22 protein-coding genes are annotated in these 21,382 nt (G+C 45.1%); 9 read left to right on the top strand and 13 right to left on the bottom strand.

Going from position 1 to position 21,382, the window contains the following annotated elements:
• The first annotated feature begins 90 nt into the window (after window positions 1-90).
• A complete protein-coding gene (locus B9G69_RS03170) occupies window positions 91-447 on the top strand; it encodes an FKBP-type peptidyl-prolyl cis-trans isomerase (protein WP_254917040.1) in 357 nt (118 codons plus the stop codon).
• A 98-nt stretch (window positions 448-545) separates the two neighbouring features.
• Here B9G69_RS03170 and pruA read toward each other — a convergent pair whose 3' ends face one another.
• From pruA to B9G69_RS03155, 3 genes are all read right to left on the bottom strand, one after another.
• Entirely contained in the window at window positions 546-3,497 is a 2,952-nt protein-coding gene (pruA, locus tag B9G69_RS03165; protein WP_088616962.1) for an L-glutamate gamma-semialdehyde dehydrogenase, read from the bottom strand.
• 112 nt (window positions 3,498-3,609) lie between these two features.
• Window positions 3,610-4,197 (bottom strand): fumarylacetoacetate hydrolase family protein, encoded by a 588-nt coding sequence (locus B9G69_RS03160; protein WP_088616963.1) that lies wholly within the window; start codon window positions 4,195-4,197, stop codon window positions 3,610-3,612.
• Window positions 4,194-4,685 carry a phosphoglycerate mutase family protein gene (locus B9G69_RS03155; protein ID WP_088616964.1) on the bottom strand — a complete coding sequence of 164 codons (492 nt, stop codon included), beginning with the start codon at window positions 4,683-4,685 and terminating at the stop codon, window positions 4,194-4,196. Before B9G69_RS03155 ends, B9G69_RS03160 begins: the two co-directional genes overlap by 4 nt.
• Before the next feature lie 74 nt (window positions 4,686-4,759).
• On the opposite strand from B9G69_RS03155, the gene B9G69_RS03150 reads away from it, so the two are divergent.
• Window positions 4,760-5,536, top strand: a complete 777-nt coding sequence (locus B9G69_RS03150) for an Hsp33 family molecular chaperone HslO (RefSeq protein WP_265437948.1) — start codon at window positions 4,760-4,762, stop codon at window positions 5,534-5,536.
• Between the two features lie 212 nt (window positions 5,537-5,748).
• The gene (locus B9G69_RS03145) at window positions 5,749-6,885 is read left to right on the top strand and encodes a sensor histidine kinase (RefSeq protein WP_176401019.1); all 1,137 of its coding nucleotides are present in this window, start codon (window positions 5,749-5,751) and stop codon (window positions 6,883-6,885) included.
• On the opposite strand, the gene B9G69_RS03140 is transcribed toward B9G69_RS03145, so the two are convergent.
• The 3 genes from B9G69_RS03140 to B9G69_RS03130 form a co-directional block, all read right to left on the bottom strand.
• The gene (locus tag B9G69_RS03140; protein WP_088616968.1) at window positions 6,882-7,793 is read right to left on the bottom strand and encodes a hypothetical protein; all 912 of its coding nucleotides are present in this window, start codon (window positions 7,791-7,793) and stop codon (window positions 6,882-6,884) included. The two genes, B9G69_RS03145 and B9G69_RS03140, sit on opposite strands and share 4 nt — an antisense overlap.
• A complete protein-coding gene (locus B9G69_RS03135) occupies window positions 7,793-8,257 on the bottom strand; it encodes a hypothetical protein (RefSeq protein WP_088616969.1) in 465 nt (154 codons plus the stop codon). The genes B9G69_RS03140 and B9G69_RS03135 overlap by 1 nt, the downstream gene beginning before the upstream one ends.
• A gap of 103 nt (window positions 8,258-8,360) precedes the next feature.
• A complete protein-coding gene (locus B9G69_RS03130) occupies window positions 8,361-9,356 on the bottom strand; it encodes an isocitrate/isopropylmalate dehydrogenase family protein (protein WP_088616970.1) in 996 nt (331 codons plus the stop codon).
• A gap of 308 nt (window positions 9,357-9,664) precedes the next feature.
• Here B9G69_RS03130 and B9G69_RS03125 point away from each other — a divergent pair, with 308 nt between their 5' ends.
• The 4 genes from B9G69_RS03125 to B9G69_RS03110 all read left to right on the top strand — a co-directional run bounded on the left by B9G69_RS03125 (window position 9,665) and on the right by B9G69_RS03110 (window position 11,740).
• Window positions 9,665-10,282 carry a matrixin family metalloprotease gene (locus tag B9G69_RS03125; protein ID WP_088616971.1) on the top strand — a complete coding sequence of 206 codons (618 nt, stop codon included), beginning with the start codon at window positions 9,665-9,667 and terminating at the stop codon, window positions 10,280-10,282.
• 111 nt (window positions 10,283-10,393) lie between these two features.
• Window positions 10,394-10,636, top strand: coding sequence for a hypothetical protein (locus tag B9G69_RS03120; protein WP_088616972.1), 243 nt, complete (start codon window positions 10,394-10,396; stop codon window positions 10,634-10,636).
• Between the two features lie 113 nt (window positions 10,637-10,749).
• Complete coding sequence (locus B9G69_RS03115; RefSeq protein ID WP_254917044.1) at window positions 10,750-11,058, top strand: helix-turn-helix transcriptional regulator; 309 nt, start codon at window positions 10,750-10,752, stop codon at window positions 11,056-11,058.
• A gap of 133 nt (window positions 11,059-11,191) precedes the next feature.
• Window positions 11,192-11,740 (top strand): hypothetical protein, encoded by a 549-nt coding sequence (locus B9G69_RS03110; RefSeq protein ID WP_141096988.1) that lies wholly within the window; start codon window positions 11,192-11,194, stop codon window positions 11,738-11,740.
• Window positions 11,741-11,772: 32 nt separating this feature from the next.
• Here the strand turns inward: B9G69_RS03110 and B9G69_RS03105 are convergent, their stop codons facing one another.
• Together B9G69_RS03105 and B9G69_RS03100 are read right to left on the bottom strand one after the other, a co-directional pair.
• The gene (locus B9G69_RS03105) at window positions 11,773-13,056 is read right to left on the bottom strand and encodes an Hsp20/alpha crystallin family protein (protein WP_088616974.1); all 1,284 of its coding nucleotides are present in this window, start codon (window positions 13,054-13,056) and stop codon (window positions 11,773-11,775) included.
• 671 nt (window positions 13,057-13,727) lie between these two features.
• On the bottom strand, window positions 13,728-14,045 hold the full coding sequence (locus tag B9G69_RS03100; protein ID WP_254917045.1) for a hypothetical protein: 318 nt from the start codon (window positions 14,043-14,045) through the stop codon (window positions 13,728-13,730).
• A gap of 180 nt (window positions 14,046-14,225) precedes the next feature.
• On the opposite strand from B9G69_RS03100, the gene B9G69_RS03095 reads away from it, so the two are divergent.
• Window positions 14,226-15,101 (top strand): PBECR2 nuclease fold domain-containing protein, encoded by an 876-nt coding sequence (locus tag B9G69_RS03095; protein WP_265437947.1) that lies wholly within the window; start codon window positions 14,226-14,228, stop codon window positions 15,099-15,101.
• 94 nt (window positions 15,102-15,195) lie between these two features.
• Complete coding sequence (locus B9G69_RS03090; RefSeq protein WP_265437946.1) at window positions 15,196-16,278, top strand: MFS transporter; 1,083 nt, start codon at window positions 15,196-15,198, stop codon at window positions 16,276-16,278.
• Window positions 16,279-16,376: 98 nt separating this feature from the next.
• Here the strand turns inward: B9G69_RS03090 and B9G69_RS03085 are convergent, their stop codons facing one another.
• The 5 genes from B9G69_RS03085 to B9G69_RS03065 form a co-directional block, all read right to left on the bottom strand.
• Window positions 16,377-17,132, bottom strand: coding sequence for a hypothetical protein (locus tag B9G69_RS03085; RefSeq protein ID WP_254917048.1), 756 nt, complete (start codon window positions 17,130-17,132; stop codon window positions 16,377-16,379).
• Window positions 17,133-17,223: 91 nt separating this feature from the next.
• On the bottom strand, window positions 17,224-17,418 hold the full coding sequence (locus B9G69_RS03080; protein WP_265437945.1) for a hypothetical protein: 195 nt from the start codon (window positions 17,416-17,418) through the stop codon (window positions 17,224-17,226).
• Window positions 17,419-17,547: 129 nt separating this feature from the next.
• Complete coding sequence (locus tag B9G69_RS03075) at window positions 17,548-18,591, bottom strand: hypothetical protein (RefSeq protein ID WP_265437944.1); 1,044 nt, start codon at window positions 18,589-18,591, stop codon at window positions 17,548-17,550.
• A 311-nt stretch (window positions 18,592-18,902) separates the two neighbouring features.
• The gene (locus tag B9G69_RS03070) at window positions 18,903-20,651 is read right to left on the bottom strand and encodes a hypothetical protein (protein ID WP_088616980.1); all 1,749 of its coding nucleotides are present in this window, start codon (window positions 20,649-20,651) and stop codon (window positions 18,903-18,905) included.
• Window positions 20,652-20,744: 93 nt separating this feature from the next.
• On the bottom strand, window positions 20,745-21,149 hold the full coding sequence (locus tag B9G69_RS03065) for a hypothetical protein (protein WP_217897737.1): 405 nt from the start codon (window positions 21,147-21,149) through the stop codon (window positions 20,745-20,747).
• Between the last annotated feature and the right edge of the window lie 233 nt (window positions 21,150-21,382).

Raw genomic sequence — 21,382 nt, 5'->3', positions numbered from 1 at the left:
ACTGTCTTTTAAAAAACAAGACGGGTCAGTTGATCAGCTCTACGTTTAATCGTGAAGTTTTAACTTCAGCGGCAAATACAGACGCTATGCTTGTGGGGTCTTTCGAAAGGTCTTCAAGATGTAAAGCGCGGTGAAAAACGAACCATCGTCGTCACCGCTGCTGAAGCTTACGGATTCTATGATCCCAAAAAGGTGATCCTTTATCCCAAGCTAAAGTTAGGCAAGAACTTGCGATTGGGACAAACCGTGTCCATTGTCGGGAAAAGCGGAACGATCCGTGTCTATAAGGTTTTGGCATATCATGACGGGATGGTCAGTTTGGATGGAAATCATCCTCTGGCCGGACAGGATTTGGTATTTGAAATCGAAGCGCTCGAGGTGAGGGATGCGACTCCTGCAGAGATTGGTGAATCCGCAAACGTTGTTTCAACCCAATTGCTTCACTGAAATAAAAAAGCCGATCTCGAAGATCGGCTTTTTAATTGTTTTACCTGCGGCGCAAACCTTAAGGAACGCCGCGCGGGTCGAAAAAAGGGAACTGTTACCTATTCGCCTTCAGCGGGAGCGAAGCCACGGCGAAGGGTGTTTTCGGTGACTGCGGCTGGTTCCATGTATTGTTTGATATAGTCTGGGCCACCTGTTTTGGAGCCGATACCTGACATTTTGAAACCACCGAATGGGTGACGGTCCACCATGGCGCCTGTGATACCGCGATTGATGTACAGGTTACCCACTTCGAATTCTTCTTTGACGCGAGCGATGTTGGCAGGGGATCTTGAGAACATGCCACCCGTCAAAGCGTACTCTGTGCTGTTTGCGATTTCGATCGCTTGATCCAGGTCTTTGGCGCGAATCACTGCGACCACGGGTCCGAAAACCTCTTGCTGGGCAATTTTTGCATCACCTGGGACATCACCGAAGATTGTCGGAGGAACATAGAAACCATTGGCAGGCGCTGTTCCTTTGAACAACAACTTATTGGTTTTTTCAGTTTCAGCAATCGTGTTCATAATGCGCTGATAGGCTTCTTGGTCCACAACAGGGCCCATGTAAGCTTTTGGATTTTCCGCTGATTTCACTTCGATAGATTTCGCAGCTTCAACCAGACGGTCCGTGAAACGATCATAAACTTCATCAAGAACAATCACGCGGCTTGCCGCTGAACATTTTTGACCAGAGAAACCGAAGGCAGAGTATAGAACGCCATCAACCGCTTCATCAAGGTCCGCATCGTTATCGATGATCACGGCGTTTTTACCACCCATCTCGATAATGCATCTCTTAACGTGCTGTTGCCCTGGTTGAACCATAGAAGCTCTGTTTAAGATGTGAAGACCCACAGCTTTTGAACCTGTAAAAGCGATTGTTGTCGTGAATTTATGATTCACGATGTATTCGCCAACTTCTTCACCTAGACCTGGCAAGAAGTTCACAACGCCAGTTGGGAAGCCAGCCTCTTGGATCATTTTCATCAAGCCCCAAGAAACCAATGAAGATTGCTCTGCAGGCTTCATCACGACTGTATTTCCGGTAACAGCTGCTGCTGTCACCATGCCGGCTAGGATCGCTAGTGGGAAGTTCCAAGGAGCGATAACCGCCGTCACACCACGAGATTTGTAGATGTAGTGAGAAAGCTCGCCAGGCAATCCGCCCACGCGAAGAGGTTTTTGAAGATGGCGCATGTCACGAGCATAGTAACGACAGAAGTCGATTGCTTCACCCACGTCGCCATCAGCTTCCGCCCATGGTTTACCAACTTCAAGAACTTGAGTCGCGATCAATTGGAAGCGGTCACGTTGCATAAGGTCTGCAAGTTTATCAACCAAGGCAGCACGTTGCTCTGCTGGAACGTTTTTCCAAGTTTTGTAAGCGGTTTGTGCTGCTTGCATTGCTTGTTCCGCTTGTTCGATTGTTGCCATGTGAACTTTAGCAACAACTTGTGAACTTTCAGATGGGTTCACGCGCTCAAAGATCTTAGCAGATGTTTGTTCTTTGTTATTGATCATCACAGGAACATTCACAGGAAGAGTCGCACGCAAAGATGCGATCGCCTTTTCCATTTTTTCACGGTCTGCTTTCACTGCGAAATCCAAAAGTGGCTCGTTATAGAACTTACCTGGCTTTTGTGGAATGATCGCTGATGTTGGAATCAAACCAGATGCTGGATCTTTCAAAAGTTCCGCTGTGGTTTTGTTATCTGCGAATTTTCCGCGAAGCCATGACTCATTCGAAGAGTTCTCAAGCAAACGGCGAACAAGGTAGGCCATACCCGGGATCAATTCACCGACTGGAGCGTATTCACGCATGCGGTAGCCCATCTCAACGATGGTCTTTTTGATCGGCTCGGCCATTCCGTAAAGCATTTGGAATTCCAAAGCGTCTTTAGGAATATTCAGTTGTTCGGCGTAAAGCATACATGCTGCGATGGTTCTTACGTTGTGAGACGCAAAAGCAGGGCGGATGTATTTGATGTTTTCAAGGAAGTACTTTGCGCACACTTCGTAGTTCGCATCAGATTCAGCTTTGTTCGTGTAAACAGGAACTGGCCAGCCACGTTGTTCTGCTTCGATTGTTTCGTAATCCCAGTAAGCGCCTTTAACCAGACGTACCCAGAATGGCGTGCCACGTTTTTTGGCGAAGTCCGTTAGCATCTTCACGTCTTCGAAAGAATCGCGCAGGTACGCTTGGATCACAATACCGAAGAACTTGTAGTTTTTGAATTCGTCTTCATTGATAAGCTCTGTATAGGCTTCCAATGTCAGATGCTTAACGGAGTACTGCTCCATGTCCAAATTGATGAATACACCTTTTTGCATACCTAAGCGGAAGATAGGGCGCATGCGATCTTTAAGGATTTTTTTAGATTCATCCCAAGCAGAGTCTTTGATTTGTGAGTAAAGTGCCGTCATTTTCACAGACACGTTTACTTTTGGAATGGCGCCTTCGTGATCGCGATCGATCTGAGGTACTTCATCCCATTTTTCTGCATCTTTAGCCAACCATTCGATAAGCTCAATGCACTTGTTGGAATATTCCTGGGCTTCTTTTTCAGACAGGATGGCTTCACCCAAAATATCGACTGTGAACGTCATTTTGTTTTTGCGTGCTTTTTTCAAAACCGGAAGAGCGTCATCCGGGCTTTCCCCCGTGATGAACATTTGAGCCATACCCACGACGTTTTTTTTAATCGCGCCCGCCATCAAGCCGGGAGCCAAAGAACCAAGACCCAAACCCACATTGAAGACCGGAGGAAGTTTTCCACCGTCTTCAGCAAAGTATTCTTTTAAGTGGCGAGCCACTTCGTCGCCAGAGTTGATGGAAGGAAGCACGTCCACGAAACGGAACATGTTGGTTTTGAATTTTTCATTTTTCATACTCCATTCCATGATGGAGCCGTACCAGAAATCTTTGGAGAAGATGGAAGCCTTGGATTGGCTTTCCATACGTTTCATAATCTCTTCGCCGCGAGCGACGATCTTTGATTGGATATCGTTCATAACTAAGCCTTCTTGTGCGAGCGAAATATGCCAGCACCATTTCATTACGTGAGTGCTGGAATATTTACTCTGCGGGCTTAGAATTTCAAGCTATTTGAGGGGCGGCGGCGCTCTATTTAACAGTCCATTTGTGAGTGATTTTACCCACAATTTCTGCGACCAAAACGTCGCCAGGTTTCACCGGACCGACTCCCGCGGGAGTTCCCGTCAAAAGAAGGTCGCCCGGAGAGACGGGGAAGTGCTGACGCACATAGTCCAACTGCTCTTCATACGAGAAAATCATCAGCGATGTGTTGCCATTTTGGCGAAGTTCGCCGTTGACCATCAATTTGATGTCGATGTTGCGGAGCTCATCCAAGTTTTTGACGGGGAAGAACTTAGAAATCGGGCAAGCTTCGGTGAAACTTTTTGCCAATGTCCAAGGTTGGCCCTTGGATTTCAATTTTGACTGAAGGGTGCGCTCGGTCAGATCTAAGGCCACGCAGGCCGCTGAGATTTGCAAGTTTTCATCAAATTGCAACGCGATTTCCACTTCATGATGAACATCCGTTGCCCATTTCGGCAAATGAATTTCCGAAGCAGCGAGTGTGGCGCAACTTCCCGCTTTCAAAAATACCAAAGGCTCTGTTGGTACTTCGTTTCCCAATTCTTTGGCGTGTTCAACATAGTTTCGACCGATGGCCCAGATATTTTGAATCATGTGGAAATCCTTTTTAGCTCGATAAACTTGTACATTCCGTCGCTCATGACTTCAAATCCCACGCATTGGCATGGAGTCCAATGTTGAAAGCGGTCATCCGTTAAATCAGTTTGGCTTGGAATTAATGACATCGCTTCAATGACCCAGTCGTAGTGCGAACATATAAAAACAACGTCGTCCTTAGCATCAGACGCTTTTTCTAGAATTTTCGAGATACGACGGCGAAAAACCGTCAAAGTTTCGTCGCCATGCTGCTCAAGTAAGTCCTCTTGATTAGTCAAAGGCAGTTTAAATTGCTCTGACAACGGACGAAACGTGCTGTGAGTGCGTTTGCGGGGCGAAACCCAAAGCTGAGTCGGTTGTGGCATTTCTTTTTTCAAAACCAAATCCAGAAGTGTGGAGGCCTGGTTGTGCCCCTCCGTTGTTAGATCGGGGTCTCCAGAGAAATCCATGGCTTTTTGGGCGTGGCGAAAGATGTAAATCTTCATAAATCGACCCTTGAAATTATAGAAGCGCTTTGCTAGTTTCGGCTGTTATTTTCTATCTATTTCGGGAGTTTGTCATGGGTAAAGAACGCGTTCACCGCTTTGTCTCTAAAGATCTGACAGTGCGTATCGCAGCTGTAAATGCGACGGAAGTTGTTCAACACATGCAGGATCTGCAAAATACTTTTCCTTTGGCAACTGTCGGCGTGGGCCGTGGTATGGTCGGCGCACTTTTGTTGGCTTCACATCTTAAGGATGGTCAGCAAGTGGGACTTTTGTTCCGTGGTAATGGTCCCTTGAGCAGCATATATGCAGAGGCAAGTTATGAAGGACACGTTCGTGGATACACACCAAATCCTCAATACCAGCCCGAAAATTATGACGACGGTTTGTCGTTAAGAAAAGCTTTGGGAATCGGCCTTTTGACGGTGGCTCGCCACCAACCTTTCCAAAAGCAACCGTTTCAAGGAACTGTTGAAATGGTGAGTTCTGAGATCGGTGATGATATCGCTCACTATTTGCACCAATCTCATCAAATTCGTTCTTTGGTTTCTTTGGGTGTTTATCTAGATAAAAACGGAAAAGTACAATCCGCAGGTGGTGTTTTGATCGAAGTGATGCCAGGCGTGGAAGAAAGCATGGTTGAAAAAATCATCGCAAACTACGAAAGCCCATGTACAAAGGCACGAGTGATGCGCGCCTTAGAAGCAATGGGTGAGGACGAGCTTCAAGACATGATAAATAAAAAAGAAGAAGTCCACGTGACTTGCCAAGTTTGCGGCAAACCCTACAGCGTGTCTGTTGACGAAGTACAGGAATTAAAAAATCACATTCATAGAGAATCGATGAACTAAAAAAGGGAGCGCAAGCTCCCTTTTTTTTGTGTATCAATCTGAGACACATCGTTTTGAGGCGTCATTCAAGAAATGGCACTTGTTGATAGTTTTTGCGCCCAAGCTCGCGGTGGTGTTCCGTGGCGTGGATCGCTCCTTGCTTTGTTAAGGGTATGGAAAAAACCTCCCTCAACCTTATTAAACGAACTTCATGGCCTTGGATGTCCGCTTTTATGGCAGCGTTGGTGGCTATCTCTGTATTAAGCTTCGTGGTGGAGGTTCGCAGAGCACAAGGGGCCGTAGCCCAGTACTTTGCAATTTGGGAAGAAGACATCGCCAAATCTTTGTTAGTAAAACAAGATTCGACATTGCTTGATAAAATTCTGGGACAGCTTAAAGAAGTACACAGCTCGGTCGAGCAGGTTTCAGTTAAAGCTAAAAGCGAACACTGTGCTTTTGAAAATGATATTCCCATTACGCTGTTTTCTTTACCTGCGGGCCAAGTGCAAGTGTGCTATAGCAGCGCCGATCTGGCTTTCAAAACAGTTTCTTCGCCCATTTTTTTGATTGGTATTTTCTTAGGATTGGTTTTCGTATCTTTTGGTTCAAGAAGAGACCTTTTGAATCGCTTGAAGGAACAAAAACTTCATTCTGAACTTGAACGCAACAGAGAAATCTCTGAGATCTCCCGTCAAGTGGCGCACGACATTCGTGGTCCGTTGATGGCACTAACAACACTTACAACTTTGTCCCATGAAATGAGCCACGAGAAAAAAGAGCTTTTGGGACTGGCCGTAGGACGCATTCGTGGCATTGCTGACGATCTGCTACTTCGTAGCAGAACACAAAAACTGCCGGATTCTGCGATCCAAGAAGTGGCTAAACCCGCTGCTAAAATCCATGGTGTCGATATTATCCAAGCAGCTAATAGCTTACTGAAAGAATATAGATTTTCTTACCCGAATATTGAATTCACCTGGCATCAACATGTCAAAGCGGAAAAACTCATCATGCCTCTTGATGAAATGAAAATGATGCGGGTCCTGGGAAATATTTTAAATAACTCCGTGGAGGCAGCTCCAGAATCCGAAGCCAGCATCAGTGTGTCTTTATTGGATCGCGATCAGAACTGGTTGTTGCAGATTATGGATAACGGCAGCGGAATTCCTGAAGACGTTCTTCCGCAATTGATGGAAGAGGGAAAAAGCTTTGGCAAAGAAAACGGCAACGGGTTAGGTCTGTATGATGCTCGCAAAACATTGCAGGCTGTTGGTGGTGATTTGCAGTTGCGTTCTCGCGTCGGTGTGGGAACTCAGGTGATTATGATTATTCCAAAACATTTTGCCATGACGACAGAAAAGATTTCTTAATTTTCAATTTGAATTCCTAAAACATTTTCGATCGTCTTATCGTAAATATCTTTACCCTTTTTTTGTCCTGCGGGGATCTTGCGCATCTGAGCCAGATCCGCAGTAAACGCTCGGAACATGTCAGAGTTTTTTTCTGCGGAACTTACCGAGAAATGATATTCCTTATCTTTACAAAATGCGATCATCGTTACAGCCGTCGCGAATTTTTTGGCGGCTGTGAGTTGAATCTCTGAAACGTTCAGAGTCGTAATTTTAGTTTCAATCACGGATTCAGGATTCACCTCAATATTTTCAATCGCACAAGGGAATGTAATCACCAGGGGAGCTTTTTCGCGAATGCCCAAAGTTGAAGACAATGTCACAGCATCCGGCGAAGTTTGCGGAAAGTTCATCTGCGTGATCAAAAATCCCCACGGATTTTCTAAGGTTCTGTCGGTGCTTTCAATGGCCAAATCAACACCCACATAAAGCTGGTTGACCTTGCCTCGCTCTTCACTGATTTGCAGGGATAGCAGGGCGTGATAGCGGTTTTCTGCAGTTTGAGCTAACGATAAAAGCAAACTTTTTTGGTTTAAGGACTTGCTTTGAATCTTATCGCGCAGACGTTGCACTTCTTGAATCCGTTTTTCACGCAAGCTTTGTGACATCAAGAACGTCAATGACGTCTGAGATTGCCAAAAGTTGTTCGAATCATAAGTAAAATAGCGATCCAAATATTGGCGCAGGAACGTGACCTTTTCCATCTCGGCCACCTGAAAACTTTGGGGACGACCTTTTTCAGTCGCTGACATGTCCGTGGTGACTGCTATCACACGAGGATTAGAACGCAGCTGCCAGTAAAGAACACTGACAACCGAGGCCCAAATTGTAGAGGCTGCGAAAAGCGTGGGCCACAAATACTTTTTCATCACTCGCCCTTTTCAAGAGGCAAGATTTCAATCATTTGGTCGCGGTGGTATTTTTTGTTAGGACCCTCGTCCACCCACTGATCGATTTTATAAAGTTTGATTTTTGCTTTACCGCTTTGGAAATATTTGCGATCTGCAGAGCCTTTGGTCTCTTTCAAAAGAGTGGCGGTACCGCTTTGAAAGAAATCCAATTGAGCTTTCATTTTCTCGTTTTCAAGACGAACCATGTCGATATCTGTTTTATCGTTGAAATAAAAATTTGCAGCGATGGCCGTGATAACACCGATGATTCCGCCCCAGTACATGGCATGCAATTCTGGTTTTTCATCGGAAGGAGCTGTCGAGGCCCCCACCACGGCACCAACGCCGACACCGGCTAAAGTTGCCGCTAAACGGCTTTTTTGATTGGTTGCGCAGGCAGAAAAAAGGAAGCAAACGCACAGAAGAGAAATCAGTTTTTTCATATCCTTAATGCTAAGGATGTTTAGTGCGAGAGGGAAGAAAAAGGTGCCAGGTCCTATTCCTTGCCACGCTGTGCGAAGAAATAGGACCTGGCACCGTTCCGTTTTAAAGTTTTTGGATGATGGCGTCGGTGAACGACACAGTTGTTCCTTTGCCGCCCAGATCACCAGTACGAGCATTTACATCAGACAATGCTGCGATCAAAGCTTTCATAATCGAATCAGCTTTGGCTTGCTCGCCCACGTGTTGAAGCATCATCACTGCAGATTGCAGCAATGCTGTTGGGTTGGCTTTGTTTTGACCAGCAATATCTGGTGCAGAACCGTGAACCGCTTCAAAGATCGCGGCTTTTTCGCCGATATTAGCGCCTGGAACAACTCCCAAACCGCCAACTAAGCCAGCGCAAAGATCCGACAGGATATCGCCGTACAAGTTTTCAGTGACGATCACATCAAACTGCTGTGGGCGCGTCACCAGCTGCATGCAGGCGTTGTCGACGATAACGTCCTTAGTTTGGATATTTGGATACTGCCAGCCGACTTCTTGAGCGACTTTCAAGAACAAGCCATCCGACATTTTCATGATGTTTGCTTTGTGGACGATGGCCACTTGTTTGCGGCCTGTTTTTTGAGCCAGGTCATAGGCATAGCGTGCGATTCTTTCAGAGCCTTTGCGCGTGATGCGTTTAATAGACTCTGCCGTATTTTCATCCACCATGCGCTCAATACCAGCATAAAGATCTTCCGTATTTTCACGCACGATTGTCAGATTCACATCGGAAGCCACACACTGTACGCCGGGAAGAGAACGCACCGGTCTGACATTGGCGTAAAGATCAAATTTTTGTCTCATCGTTACGTTGATGGATTTATGGCCGCCACCAACGGGTGTTGTCGTAGGACCTTTGATCGCAAGTTTGTTTTTATTGATTGAATCAACCGTCGTTTGCGGAAGAAGATCACCCATTTTAGCTAATGCGATCTCGCCGGCTTGGTGCTCCTCGTATTCAAACGGAGCATGCACGTGCTTAAGAACGCGAATTACTTGGGTCATAATTTCAGGGCCAATACCGTCACCAGGGATCACAGTCAGTTTCATCATAGTTTGCCTTTCGGAATGGAACAGATTTACCAAGTTTGAGCTCAAACCTCAATAAATTGGTTTAAAACTCCCCATTTGCGGCGAAGGGGTGTCTAAAAGATAAACACGTAAATATCCTTATAAATCAATGACTTATGAGTTAATCAGATGGCTGTCGCTGGAATCAACATGAGGTGTCTGTCTCATCCGCCGATTGCCAAAAAACGTAAATATTTAAAAATTATGGAATATCAGTGGGTTAGGTACGTCCCGCGGGTGGAACAGAGTGGTCCTTTCTTTGTAATAGGAATCATCAGGAGGACTTGCTCATGTTGAAGTGGATTGGCGTCACATCGCTCGTGGTTATGGCTTTGGCTCTTGGAGCCTGTGCGCCCAAATCGCAAGACAGCTGTGGTTTCGTGCAAAACAGTTACGGTGAGCGTGTCTCTTGGAAGGCCGAAGTGCCTGTGACTATGTATCTGCATACGTCTGTTCCAGAAGAATACGTTGGAGCTATCGTAAGCGCTGCTCAAACGTGGGAAAAGTCTGCGGGTCGCAAACTCTTTAATATCGTAACAACTCCACGTGTTTCTGGTCCGAACTCTCCTCGTCAAGACGGGAAGAACGTCATCTATTTCATGGATACTTGGGAAACTGAAAGAGGATCTGAACAAGCTCGTACATCGGTTTTGTGGAGAGGTGACCAAATTAATGAAACTGACATTCGCGTAAATACCAAGGATTTCACGTTTTATTGGAATCAAAGCAAATCAGGATCTTCAGTTAATATCGAAGCGCTGATCCTTCACGAAATGGGACATGTTTTGGGTCTAAAACATAACGACGACAAGGCAGCTTCTTCGGTGATGCAAACTTATCTGCGCAGCGGTGACGACCGCACTGAGCCATCTGCCACAGATACGACGGATTTGAAGTGCGAGTACTAGTGACTCGGCTTGTAAAAGTTTTATGTAAGTTTATTTAAGTTGAGATGTAGTTTTTTAGAAATAGACTTTTATGTCGGCGCCTCCAAAGGCGCACAGAATCAGGAGTTCACGATGAGAGTAGTAAACAAGAATGAGACAGTGCAAGTTCAAGAAACAGCAGTTGTTGAATCCTTTATGGACTCTTTTGTTTCATCGGAACCATCTGCCCACGTAAGTTACCACGAACTTTCAGACAAACCTGTTCAGTCGTCAGACGCTATCGCTCAATTGCACTCTAATCTGGAAATGCTTTATGATATGCAAACAAGATTAAGTTTTGTTATGCGCGAAGTGCGTTATCTTTTAAAGGCCTAAACCTCATTTAATTGAGATTGAGACTAAACTTTCTCAAATTTGCAATTTTTCTCACACATGTTAGATGACATATAAGAAATTATCGCATTTTATGTTCTCTAGAGGAGAACACCATGCAGGATATGATTAAATCAACATGTGCACACGTATGTATCCCGACTGGCGGAATTCATCCTATCGTTCAACGCCAGTTTCAAAAATGGGGTCTTACCAAAACCGAAGGTGACATCGGTTTGTTACTATTAAAAGGACTGAGCTTGCGAGCTATTGCTCAAACTCGCGGGACATCAGAAACCACCGTTCGACAACAAGCTTTGATTCTGTACAAGAAAGCAGCCGTAGAGGGACGTCATCAGTTAGCGGCATTCTTCCTTGAAGATCTTCTGAATCCTTGCAAAGTTCCAAAGTTCGAACTGTCATAAGGGACCATCCGGTCCCTTTTTTATTCTTTCGTTTGGCTAAAATCAGCGCACTGAACAAGTGTATCCTCGACTCCGAATAGTGTGTTCCCTTTTTTTCTTCTCATTTGTTATTTATAAATATAAATTTGTTTTTATGATTAAATTTAGTGGCTCTCCGGTATACCAGTATCCAGTTCTTGCTCTGTTCAAAGGCCAACAACAAAACACTTCCATGAATCAGTATCTCTATGACGAATCTCATCACATCTTTGGACGACAGAATCTGGCGTCTCACTTGGTGGAGTATACGGATCGGGGAGAGTTGCATGATTATTTACACTCTGAAGAAGGCAAAATTTTGGTGCGCAATGTGCGTGCTTTTTCTAAAGGCTCGGCCATCATTTTTCAAGTGGAAGTTGTGGCTGAGCAAAGGGAAGATGTAGGTATAGAATTTATGGGCCGCGGAGATGGCGCTTTTTTAGATACTATATTGAAGGATGTCTTTGCTCACTTGATCAAAAGAAAGTACGAACCTCTCTATTTACTAAAGAATAATCTGGAGCATATTCCGGGTTTGAACGACGATGTTCTAGTGTGCAATTTAAAGTTTTCAGCACAGTTTATGGAATCAAAATCTGCGGAAATTCAGCTGCCAATGTTTTATCTGGTCCCGGTACTAAGTGGGGCATTTCGCCGAAGCTAACGGAGTTGTACGGTCAGCGCTGAATACCAGTGTTAAGCTTTGCGGCTGTAGCCCGAGATGTTGCCTTTAGGGATCGTGTAAACCACGAAGTCGCCGTCCCGTTCGCGGGTCATACCTTCAGAGATGATGGGCTTATCGAAAGCGAACTCTTCCCGGAAGGTTTGATAGCTGCTGGAAGTTACTTTCTTAGTGTCGTCTGCGATGTTGTCTTTAAAGGAGCGCTGCCCAGAAACCATCGCTTTGTCGTTTTGGATCGAGACTCTGACGCTGTCTTTTTCGTGCTCAGGGACGAAGGCACGTAGAACATAGAAATTCGGAGTTTCGTGCATCACGCTGCCACGATTTTCGATTTTGTAAAATGGATCGTTTTCTTTCGAAGAGTACTTGGCTGCTTGTTTTACGAATTCCTGGCGTGTAGTTGCCAGTTCTTTCGCGTACATGTCTTCTTGAATATTCAAAGACTCACGGTTCGCAGCGTCGTTTTTCTGATAGGTGCTCTTGAAATGTTCGTTCTGAGTTTTAAGCTCTTTTTCGTACGCTTTTTTATTTTGCATCACACGCTGGCTGTACTGAGCATTTAGGTTCTTTTCTTTGCTATCCCACTGCTTTTGTTGTTTTTCATAACGATTTTCAGCGTCAGCATTGGAGCGAACTAATTTCTTTTCATTTTGCTCTTGAGCGATGGCGATTTTTGATTCTCCTCGCTCACGAACTTCTGTGTATTGCTTTTCTTGTGTATTACGCAAACGTTCTTGAGAGGCTTTGCCTCGTTCAATCTCGTTATTCAATGTCATTTCGTTTTGGGCACGTTGGTTGTCCACGCGTTTCTGCGCGAAGGAATTGATATCCTTCATCTCTTTATTGTAGCGCTCCTTAGCGACTTGAACATCTTGGGCAGATTTTTCGCGAATGGAGTTTACTTGCCCTTGAGTATAGTCTTGAGTTTCCTTAATTTTGTTTGCGGAGTCCGCTTGCACTGTCGCTAATTGCTGTTGGCGTTTATCACGAGTTTCGTTAAGTTTTTCGTCATATCCCTTTTGCAGGGAAGCCGTTTTAGCATTGTAGTTATCAGCTAGCTGACGACGTTGTTCCGCCGAGGTATCGACCAATTCTTTTTGACGATCACGAATGTGATTGATCGCGGCCTCGTTCGTCTCACGCACGTTTTCTCTTTTATCAGCATAGTAATCGCGTAGATCGGCCAGTTGAGTTTCATTTTCTTTGGAGATCTGCTTTTTCTTGCGATTGAATTCCGTCTGAAGATCATTCAGTTCGGCTTGCTGCGCTTTACGTGTGGAATTGTCGATAGATGACATATCCACTAGTGTATCAAAAAGAGGCAATTCGATTAAGATGCCGGAGTTTGTTCGGAGGGATTCTGGCCTTTAGGGTTGGGGCAGTGCGGAGCAAAGTCGCCGGTTCGACCATAGCAGCGCCACGTATCGATATAGGTAATGTCTTCATCAGGTGCGACGGGATAGAAGGATCGGTACTGTTCGGGGTCCAGGGTGCTCTCTACTAGACGAAAGCCTTGGCCGCCATCAGCTGGAGCCCGGGTCGCAGTGCCTGCCGGTGCTCTCTTTGAAATTTTCAATACGAAAACGCGGTACTCCGCCTGTGCGAGTACGGGCACTAAGAAAAAAAAGAAAGCCGATAAGAGACGTCGATATTTCACAATATCCCTTATCGGCTTTGCGGTGGGAAAACATTATTCAGTGGGCTTTGCGCATCCCTGCGCCCGCGAAGGACATCCGAGTTCATGGGTCCTTTCCATAAGGATAACATCGGAATCCTGCGTTGCATTATTTTCTGAATTTGATGTCGAATTAGGACTCTAACTTTTCGACGGAAATTTCGAACTTCCCAAAACACATCAAAATGTTTTGAAAAGTGAATAAGAATTAATCACTTCGTCGTGCAGAAGTGTCAGAGAGGTGTGGCCTCGCAGAGGCGAAGCCAAAAAAAATCCGTTTCAACGGAAACGGATTTAGTGAGCGTGTTCGTGATTGGCGCGAACCGTATTTTCGACAATGTGAAAATACGCGCGGACCAGCATTTGGTAGGATTCTGAGTCCAATGCCTGCAAATACGCCATCTTCTCGAAATAGGTTTTCTTCGCGATGAGTTCTGTCATCACGTCTTGGACCTTTTTCATTTTGTCGAAGCTGTAGAAGTCTTTGTCGTCTGTGACTTCTTTAAGAACATCAGCAATGGCTCTGTTATCAAACAGAACGTGAACTCCCATTGCAGAATGAGATAGCAGAGCTTCCATACGCTCAAGACTTGTCTCTTCAATGTTAGCCAAAGTCGCCTCCTTGCGCCTTGATGCAATCAATCTGACTCAACATAAATCCGATGGTGAGGAAGAAACCCAAGAGTTGCAAGAGGAAAAATCGGGAGGTCATGACGAACCTTGTCGTGTCAGATTTTTTTCCTGTTGTTGCGAAGCATGATTTCTCTCAATATGGGGCTATAAGGAGCCACGATGGCCAAAGCTAAAACTCGTACCGTTAAAAGCAAATCGATCAAAGCAATTAAAGCGATTACTGAAAAGGAGTACATCGTTGTCGATGAAAAAGCCGGTTTGATCTTTGAGAACGAACAGGATCTTTTTGGGTACTTTGAAAGCGCCATCAAAAAGTTCCAGGATGAGTATCAATCCTATCGCACACCGGATGACTTCACCGATGAAGAACAACTTTCCCGCGAAAATTATTTGGAGTCCACATTGGATGATCCGGATGAGGTTTGGGAAGATACAACGGCCATTGAAGATTATCCGGTTTATTACTTCATCCGCGAGTTTGAAGAGGGTGCCACAGCATTTAAATACATTGCGATTGGATACATGGCGGAAGAGGACGAGTATCCCACTTTCGTATTCATGCATTTCCCAACGCGCGACTCCCATGTTTGGCATCAGTATCAAAAAACAGAAATGGCTTACAGCCGTGACTATGCCGAAGCTTCCGTAGGCGCTATCGAAGGGGACGCGATGTTAGAAGGCGACCCTTTAGCAGTCGGACTTTATCAAGCAATGATGAAAGTGCGTACTGACAAGGATATCGACAAGGATAAATTCCAGGACTATGCAGAATTGCGTGAAGAAACAATTGAATCTGCGGACGAGATTTGGAGAAAGACAGATACAGAAGGCCACGTTCTTGTGAGCTTTATTAAAGAATTCCCCGATCACGAAACAAAGGATTTAGTTTACGTTGCGGTTACACAAGAGGACGAAGAAACCAATGTTCATTCGTTGTTGTTCTCTTTCCCCACAACGGATGAAGCCTTGGTAGATCGCTATCGTCAGGGTGAAAACTTACAGGCTGAAGAAGTGAGCCAGGAGTCTTCGCACTAACTCAATGATTTGGCCCTATATTATTCTTTCCTATATTAGTTTGTTCGTGTTTGGTCTGAGCGATAATGTGCGAGGACCTTTGTTTCCAGAAATTATGAAAGAGTTTGCAGTGAACGATTCCATGGGCTCATGGATGTTTGCTTTGAGTTCTATTTCTGGATTTCTTTCAAGCTACTTGACTCGAAATTTGCTACGCCGCTTTGATCGCATGACAGTTTTGCGAGGCGGATCAATTGCGTTGATAGTGTCGCTGATCGGTCTTGCGACAGCTCCGCATTTTTATGTGTTCTTGTTTTTCTCTTTAGCGTTCGGGATGAGCTTGGGGATCTTAGGTTTGATTCCCAACGTCTTAGTTTCCTTAGGTTCCAGCGAGGAAAGAAAGCAGCAGCTGATGTCAGGCCTTCATGCGATGTACGGTGTGGCCAGTTTTTGCTCGCCCTTGATTGCAGCTTCCGTGGAAGTATTGACGGGGAGCTGGCGTTGGACTTTTGGTATTATCACCCTAGTGCCGGCGGCCTTGTTGCTTTATTCGTTCCACGGTAGTCATGCGAACTTGCATCAAAAAGCAGAGTTCGTTCCAGAGAATCACAAGCTGAATAAAGCCCGTAACTTTAAGCCCCAGATTTTCTTAGCCTTCATGGTGAGCTTTTGTGTTTGTGCGGAAATCATGGTGTCCTCGCGATTGGCTTTATTCATGCGTAGAACCGCTGACTACGACATGGAACATTCCAGTCTTTACGTGACTTACTTTTTTGTAGGTATGTTAACGGGACGATCGTTGTTTGCTTTGATTAAACTGCCATTCACGTTAAGAACTCAATTATCTGCATCTCTGGTCCTAACGGGGCTGTGTATTTTAGGTGGCGTATATATTCATCCTGTCTTTCTTCCAATCACGGGTTTTGCCGTAGCTCCGTTTTATCCGTTGGCGATTACTTGGATTTCTTCAAAGTTTCCGACGGATTTGGATTCGGCTGTGTCCTATATGATGGCAACGGATTCGATGATGTTAGTTGGAATGCACTTGTTGATCGGGCACTTCACGGATACCAAGGGTATCGCTTTCGCCATGTTGTTACTGGGACCAATCTATTGTCTGTTGTCTTTCTTACTTGTAAATAGTTACGAGTATTTCTTTGAGCGCCATCAGCCGCAAGATGATTCAAATATTGCATAGCTATCGGGGCTTTGACGAGTCCAATTAAAAAGGAAAAACGCCAACCGTTGGGGGAACAGTTGGCGTTCTTTGGGGACAAGTTTAGTGAGGCGTTGCAATTAAAAGCAATAGTTTTGGGCCATGCTTTGGAACTGAGCTGTCGTGTAACCAGCGCTTTTGTAAGTGTAAAACGGGTGAAGCTTTTGTAAAACCGTGGCGCGAGCCGCACCTGAAGACTCAACAGCGTACGCGTTTGGATTGGCAGAGAATAGCGGCAAAAGACCATTGATCTCGTTGATAGCTTTATTTGTTGAAGTGCTGTAGACAGAAATTTTCAAAGCGTCGTATTCACCGTTCGTGTCTTTCAAGTTGGCCAAGATAGTCACGCGGCCAAAGAAAGATGTCGGAGAAGAGTAACCCATTGCTAGAGCCATCGAAGAGATCTCCGTCCATTTAATGGAAGTACCCCAGTTGGTGATAAACTTTTTAGTTTGTGTATCGTAAAGAGCTACTGGAACAGCGGTTGAATCAAGGTATGTAGAACCGTTTGAGTTCGCTAACCATTTCCACATAGAAATATAAGAAGTTCCTGAAGCAAAGTCAGAAGGCAATGTTGTGAGTTTCACCCACACCAGGTCCATTCTATAGGACGAACCTTCCGTGTAAGCCATTTGACGAGCAGCCAAGTCGGAACCCGTCGTTTGGTTGCAAACAGCAAGGGCTTTTTTGTCAGATTCACTTACCGAAGAAATAACTCCACGGCTTGCAAAATCCGATGAAGATTGTGCACCAGATGAACCGCAACCTGTCATAAGCGCAGCACCTGCAATCAACATCGTAGCCATTAAAGCATTTTTCAAAGTGAATGTTGTCATAAAGCCCCCTTGCACACTGTTCACCAGACTATAGAGCAACAGAGGTGCCATATTTCACTTTGAAACAAGGAAAATAAGAAATGAAAAACAACTACTTAGCGAAGCGATTTTCCTCTCGGGCCGGCAGTCCCGAATTAGTACGACGAATGTGACCAATCTCGGCAGACACATCGAATGGATCACCCACAAAATCCGTGGCGAAGGTCCCATTTTGTGACACGCCTTCGAACTCGCGTGGCTCAACCCTGGTTCGCCTTTGGCGAGTGCTGGGAGTGGTGGCGCCCACGGTGGTCGCTGCATGGGACCTTCTTCAGAGCTGGGTCCGTAAAAAAGAAAACCCCTCCGGAATGGAGGGGTTTTTAGGGAAAATCCGTTTTAATTAATAAAACGAGTTTTTAAGAGCTAATTTAAATAATTATTGAGCGCAACGGTAGTCGGCAGAGTAAGAGCCATTTGGTAAAGTCGATGTGAAAGTGACGATTTTACCGCTGACTTGGTAGCCCGAACTGATTATGCCGCCGGAAGAGTTTTTTAACGCAAAGTCGATCTTGCCATCATTGTCTGAGTCAATGGGATTGCAAGATAATGAGATGGATCTTGTTAGTGAAACGGCTGCGTTACCAGCGTTAGACAAGATTGATGTATAATCTGATGCGCAGACTGAGCCCACAAGACCCCCTGACTGATTTGCAAGGGATGTTAAGATTGGAGCGTAAGAGGCTGTCGAGCAAGAAGAGTCCGATGGGGCTTTTACAATTGAATCCACCATCATCACTTTCCCCATGCCAAATTTAGATTGAACGAAGCTGATCAAACCTGCGGGTTTAGATTTATTCGTATCTGCGGAGCTAGAAGGGCAGTTGCCATTGGAACATTCATCTTCGTCTGAGATCACGATGACCACTAGGTTCGAATCAGAGCGGAAGAAGCCTGCGTTTTCAGAGCGCTCCATAGCCCTATAGATGTTGTTAATAGGACGTTCATCGCCGCTACCATTAGCGCCGACCTTTATCGCCTCTGCCAAGGCTGCTTGCGCATCTGAATCGGAAGAATCACCTTTCTTTAAAAAAGAACGGTTCAGCATCGGACGGAATTGACCATCACCCCAAGGTTGATTGGCTTTCGAGGAATCCAAGGTATTCACGCGAGGGTCGGTCGTCGTTAAAGCCACTTGCCAGTTTAGACCAGATACGAGGTTCATGAAGCCTTTGATCTTTGCCGACATATTCGCTTGCTCTTCCAACATCGAAGGCGAGTTGTCGACAACAAACAAGATATCGATGTTGGCGTTTTCTTTGATTTCAAAATTTTGGGAAACGCCTCGTGAAGGGATCACGACATCCGTTGCATCGGACGTAGACGAAGCCTGCGTGGATTGTGAAAAGCTCATGTCCTGTGGAGCACACGCAGATAAAGCAGCGAGAGAGAGAATCGAGATGAATGCGTTTGTCTTTTTCATAATAACCCCTATGTTTGGAGTCATTGCATTGGATATGCCAGCTTAGGAGTGCGTAAAACCGTTTTCGCTGTATACATGAGTAACACTGTAAAAAGTGTAGTTAACATTTCCAACAATTCTCATTATTTCGCTCCTATGGAACGCACTCGAGTGAGACGCAAGACTCAGATTCCCTAATGAAAACAAAGTGCGTCCGGTGAACACAGGAAACAAAAGCTAAAACGCGATGGATTTCGTCTCGTAGTGGAACTCCATCGCGTTTCTGTTTTTTTTTGATTTGTTAACAAATTGTTTTTTCTAAAATTTATTGTTTACTTTATTTGCGATTTTTTCAGGTCGTCGTCGCTTACGAGTGACCAAGTCCTACCACTGTTCTCAGAACGCAGAAGAGCGTTGTTAAGATACGGGGAGATGAACTCTGGTTTTCCATCACCGTTCACAACTTGATAGGGTGGGTACGGTCGCATATTGCTGTATTCAACATAGATGTTGTCCTTGCGATCAACGCTCATCACTTGGTACCAGTGCGTGTATTCTGAAGCATTGGGGTACACCAGAATACGAGCCGGGTTCCACTGGAATGTCTTGGACCTTTTGTCGAATTTTCCGTTTTGATAAACTAAAGCGCCGAAGTACTCAAAATCGAAAATCTTTCTGTCGTGGTGCCATTGGCGGTAAACTGTATGGACCGTGTCGTCAGCACCAATCACCATCGAGATATAGGTTTGCCCACCACCGCTCCACAAAGGCGAGCTGTAATTGCTCTTATAACCAGTATCAGCAGTGTTCATCGGAACTTCTGGGGCCCATGCACTGATGGAATCAGGTTTTAAAGAATAGGTGTAAGTAAAGTGGGAGCCGTGACCGCCAGAGACAACAATGAAATGTCCATCCCAAGTGCGAACGATCCCAGGTTGGTTGTGTGTATCGTTCACCGGCCATGATTTCAAAATCGGTTTCTTACTGACCTTTTTTGTTTTCATGTCGTATTCAGCAATCCAGATTTCAGAATAAGGTTTATTCATCTGATCCAATTTAGGGATGATCGGATTTCCATTGGCATCAAGCTTTGGAGCAAACTCTCGATTGGCTTCTAGCCAAGTGATAAAATACTTGTTCCCAGAACGAATAATTTTCGTGGAAGAGCCACTGCGATAACCAATTTCTTGCGCACTTAAACTAATTAATACGGGCTTTTCGGCAACCAATTTGCCTTGAGAATTTTTAGAGATAGGCTGAAGGTAAAGTTTTCCGACAGTTCCAAGCCATGAGTATGTTTTTTCAAATCCTGGAAGCTTGCCATCACTTAAGAAATAGAGCATTGCAGGGGGGCTTTGCAGGGGCGCGCGGTTGTAAGGGCGCTCCAGATCGTAAAGCTGTGGGAGTGGGCAGTCGTTTGTACCTAAGGACCTAAAAACGCATCCGGTGTCCTTGGTTCCCACTAACGGAAGTGCTGACCAATTCAAACCTTGGTCATCAGAATACATCATCACGTAGGATGTATCTTTATTAAACACTGTGGTTTTCATTCTAAGTACTGTGTACATACGGTCGGTTTTATCAAAGACCGCCATTTTGGGATCCCACAGGATATCTTGTTTTGAGTTTAATATAATGTCTTGAGACTTTTCATCGTAGAAGGGTAGCAGCATACCCACCATGAAAGGATAATGAGTCCAAGAGCCTTCTCGGAGAGTTTGAAAACCGTTTGCCACGGGAATTGTTTGTTCACGATCATGATAACGGAAGTAGGGTCTGTTCTTAGAATCAAAACTGGGAGCAGAAACCGAATATCCCGGGTGCCACTTAAAATCATGGCGCTCATGATAGGGCTCGATAAAATCAGCAGCCTCTTTGAGTGACCTCAAAGGTTTTTCGCCAAGGATTTTTGCGCTTGGGAGTGGCTTCAATTTCAAAGTTTCGAATTCGATCTTACTGGTGCTCGCAAGGTCTTCGACTTCCACTTTTCTAGGAGTGAAATCGGCGTACTTTTTACCGGAAAAATATCCGATGACAAGAGCTACGCCAATGCTCGCCGCTGTGAATCTGCTTTTACTCACGTTCAAATCCTCTGATTGGAGTCATATCAGATTATTTTGAACGATTTCCGAGCAGAAATCCCCCTCAAAAAGCTTTGAGGGGGTCCAGTTATTTTATTCGGAAGATGTGGGCTCCATCAGTCGAACAGTAAGGTTCACGACCGAGTCACTCTCACTTGGAGTTCCAAGGTCTTTAGCCAACTGCTCTTGGAAAGATTTAATCTTTTCCAGGGCATCTGCATACTGTTCACGCTTAATCTGAATGGCTATATGAGCCCCTTCAGACAAACCACTGAGGTCCCGAGTTTCGATGGTGGACATCAACTCGGTACGAGCCTTGACTCGACGAAGAGCCATCTCTTTCATCACAGCACTGCGTGCGTGTTCAGAGAGTGCTAAGTCGATAAAGTACTCTTTCTCTGGTTGTGACAGGTTAAGTCTTTCCGCCAGATTAATTGCTCGAGCTTCTGAAAGTCCCATCTTACGATTCAGAATTTCACTGAGTCGTGAGCTGGGCATTTCCAGATCTCTGGCAAATGCTCTAAGCGAGTAAGACGGATTTTTCTTCTGACGTCTCTCGAGTTCGCGCAAGATAAAGTCCCGATAGTTGTGCATGACTACCTAGCCTTTGGTTAGAATTTCCCCTAAAAACCATTTTGCGAGATTCCAGGAAAAATCTCCAATTTATTTTGCGTGACGTTTTTTCTTGGGACGACCACTTGATTTTTTCGAAGTCACTCGTTCTCAGAGCG

The sequence above is a fragment of the Bdellovibrio sp. SKB1291214 genome, from assembly GCF_002209355.2.
Lineage (GTDB): Bacteria > Bdellovibrionota > Bdellovibrionia > Bdellovibrionales > Bdellovibrionaceae > Bdellovibrio.
Note: the sequence above shows the minus strand (reverse complement) of the source record. Positions and strands in the feature narration are given on the sequence as shown.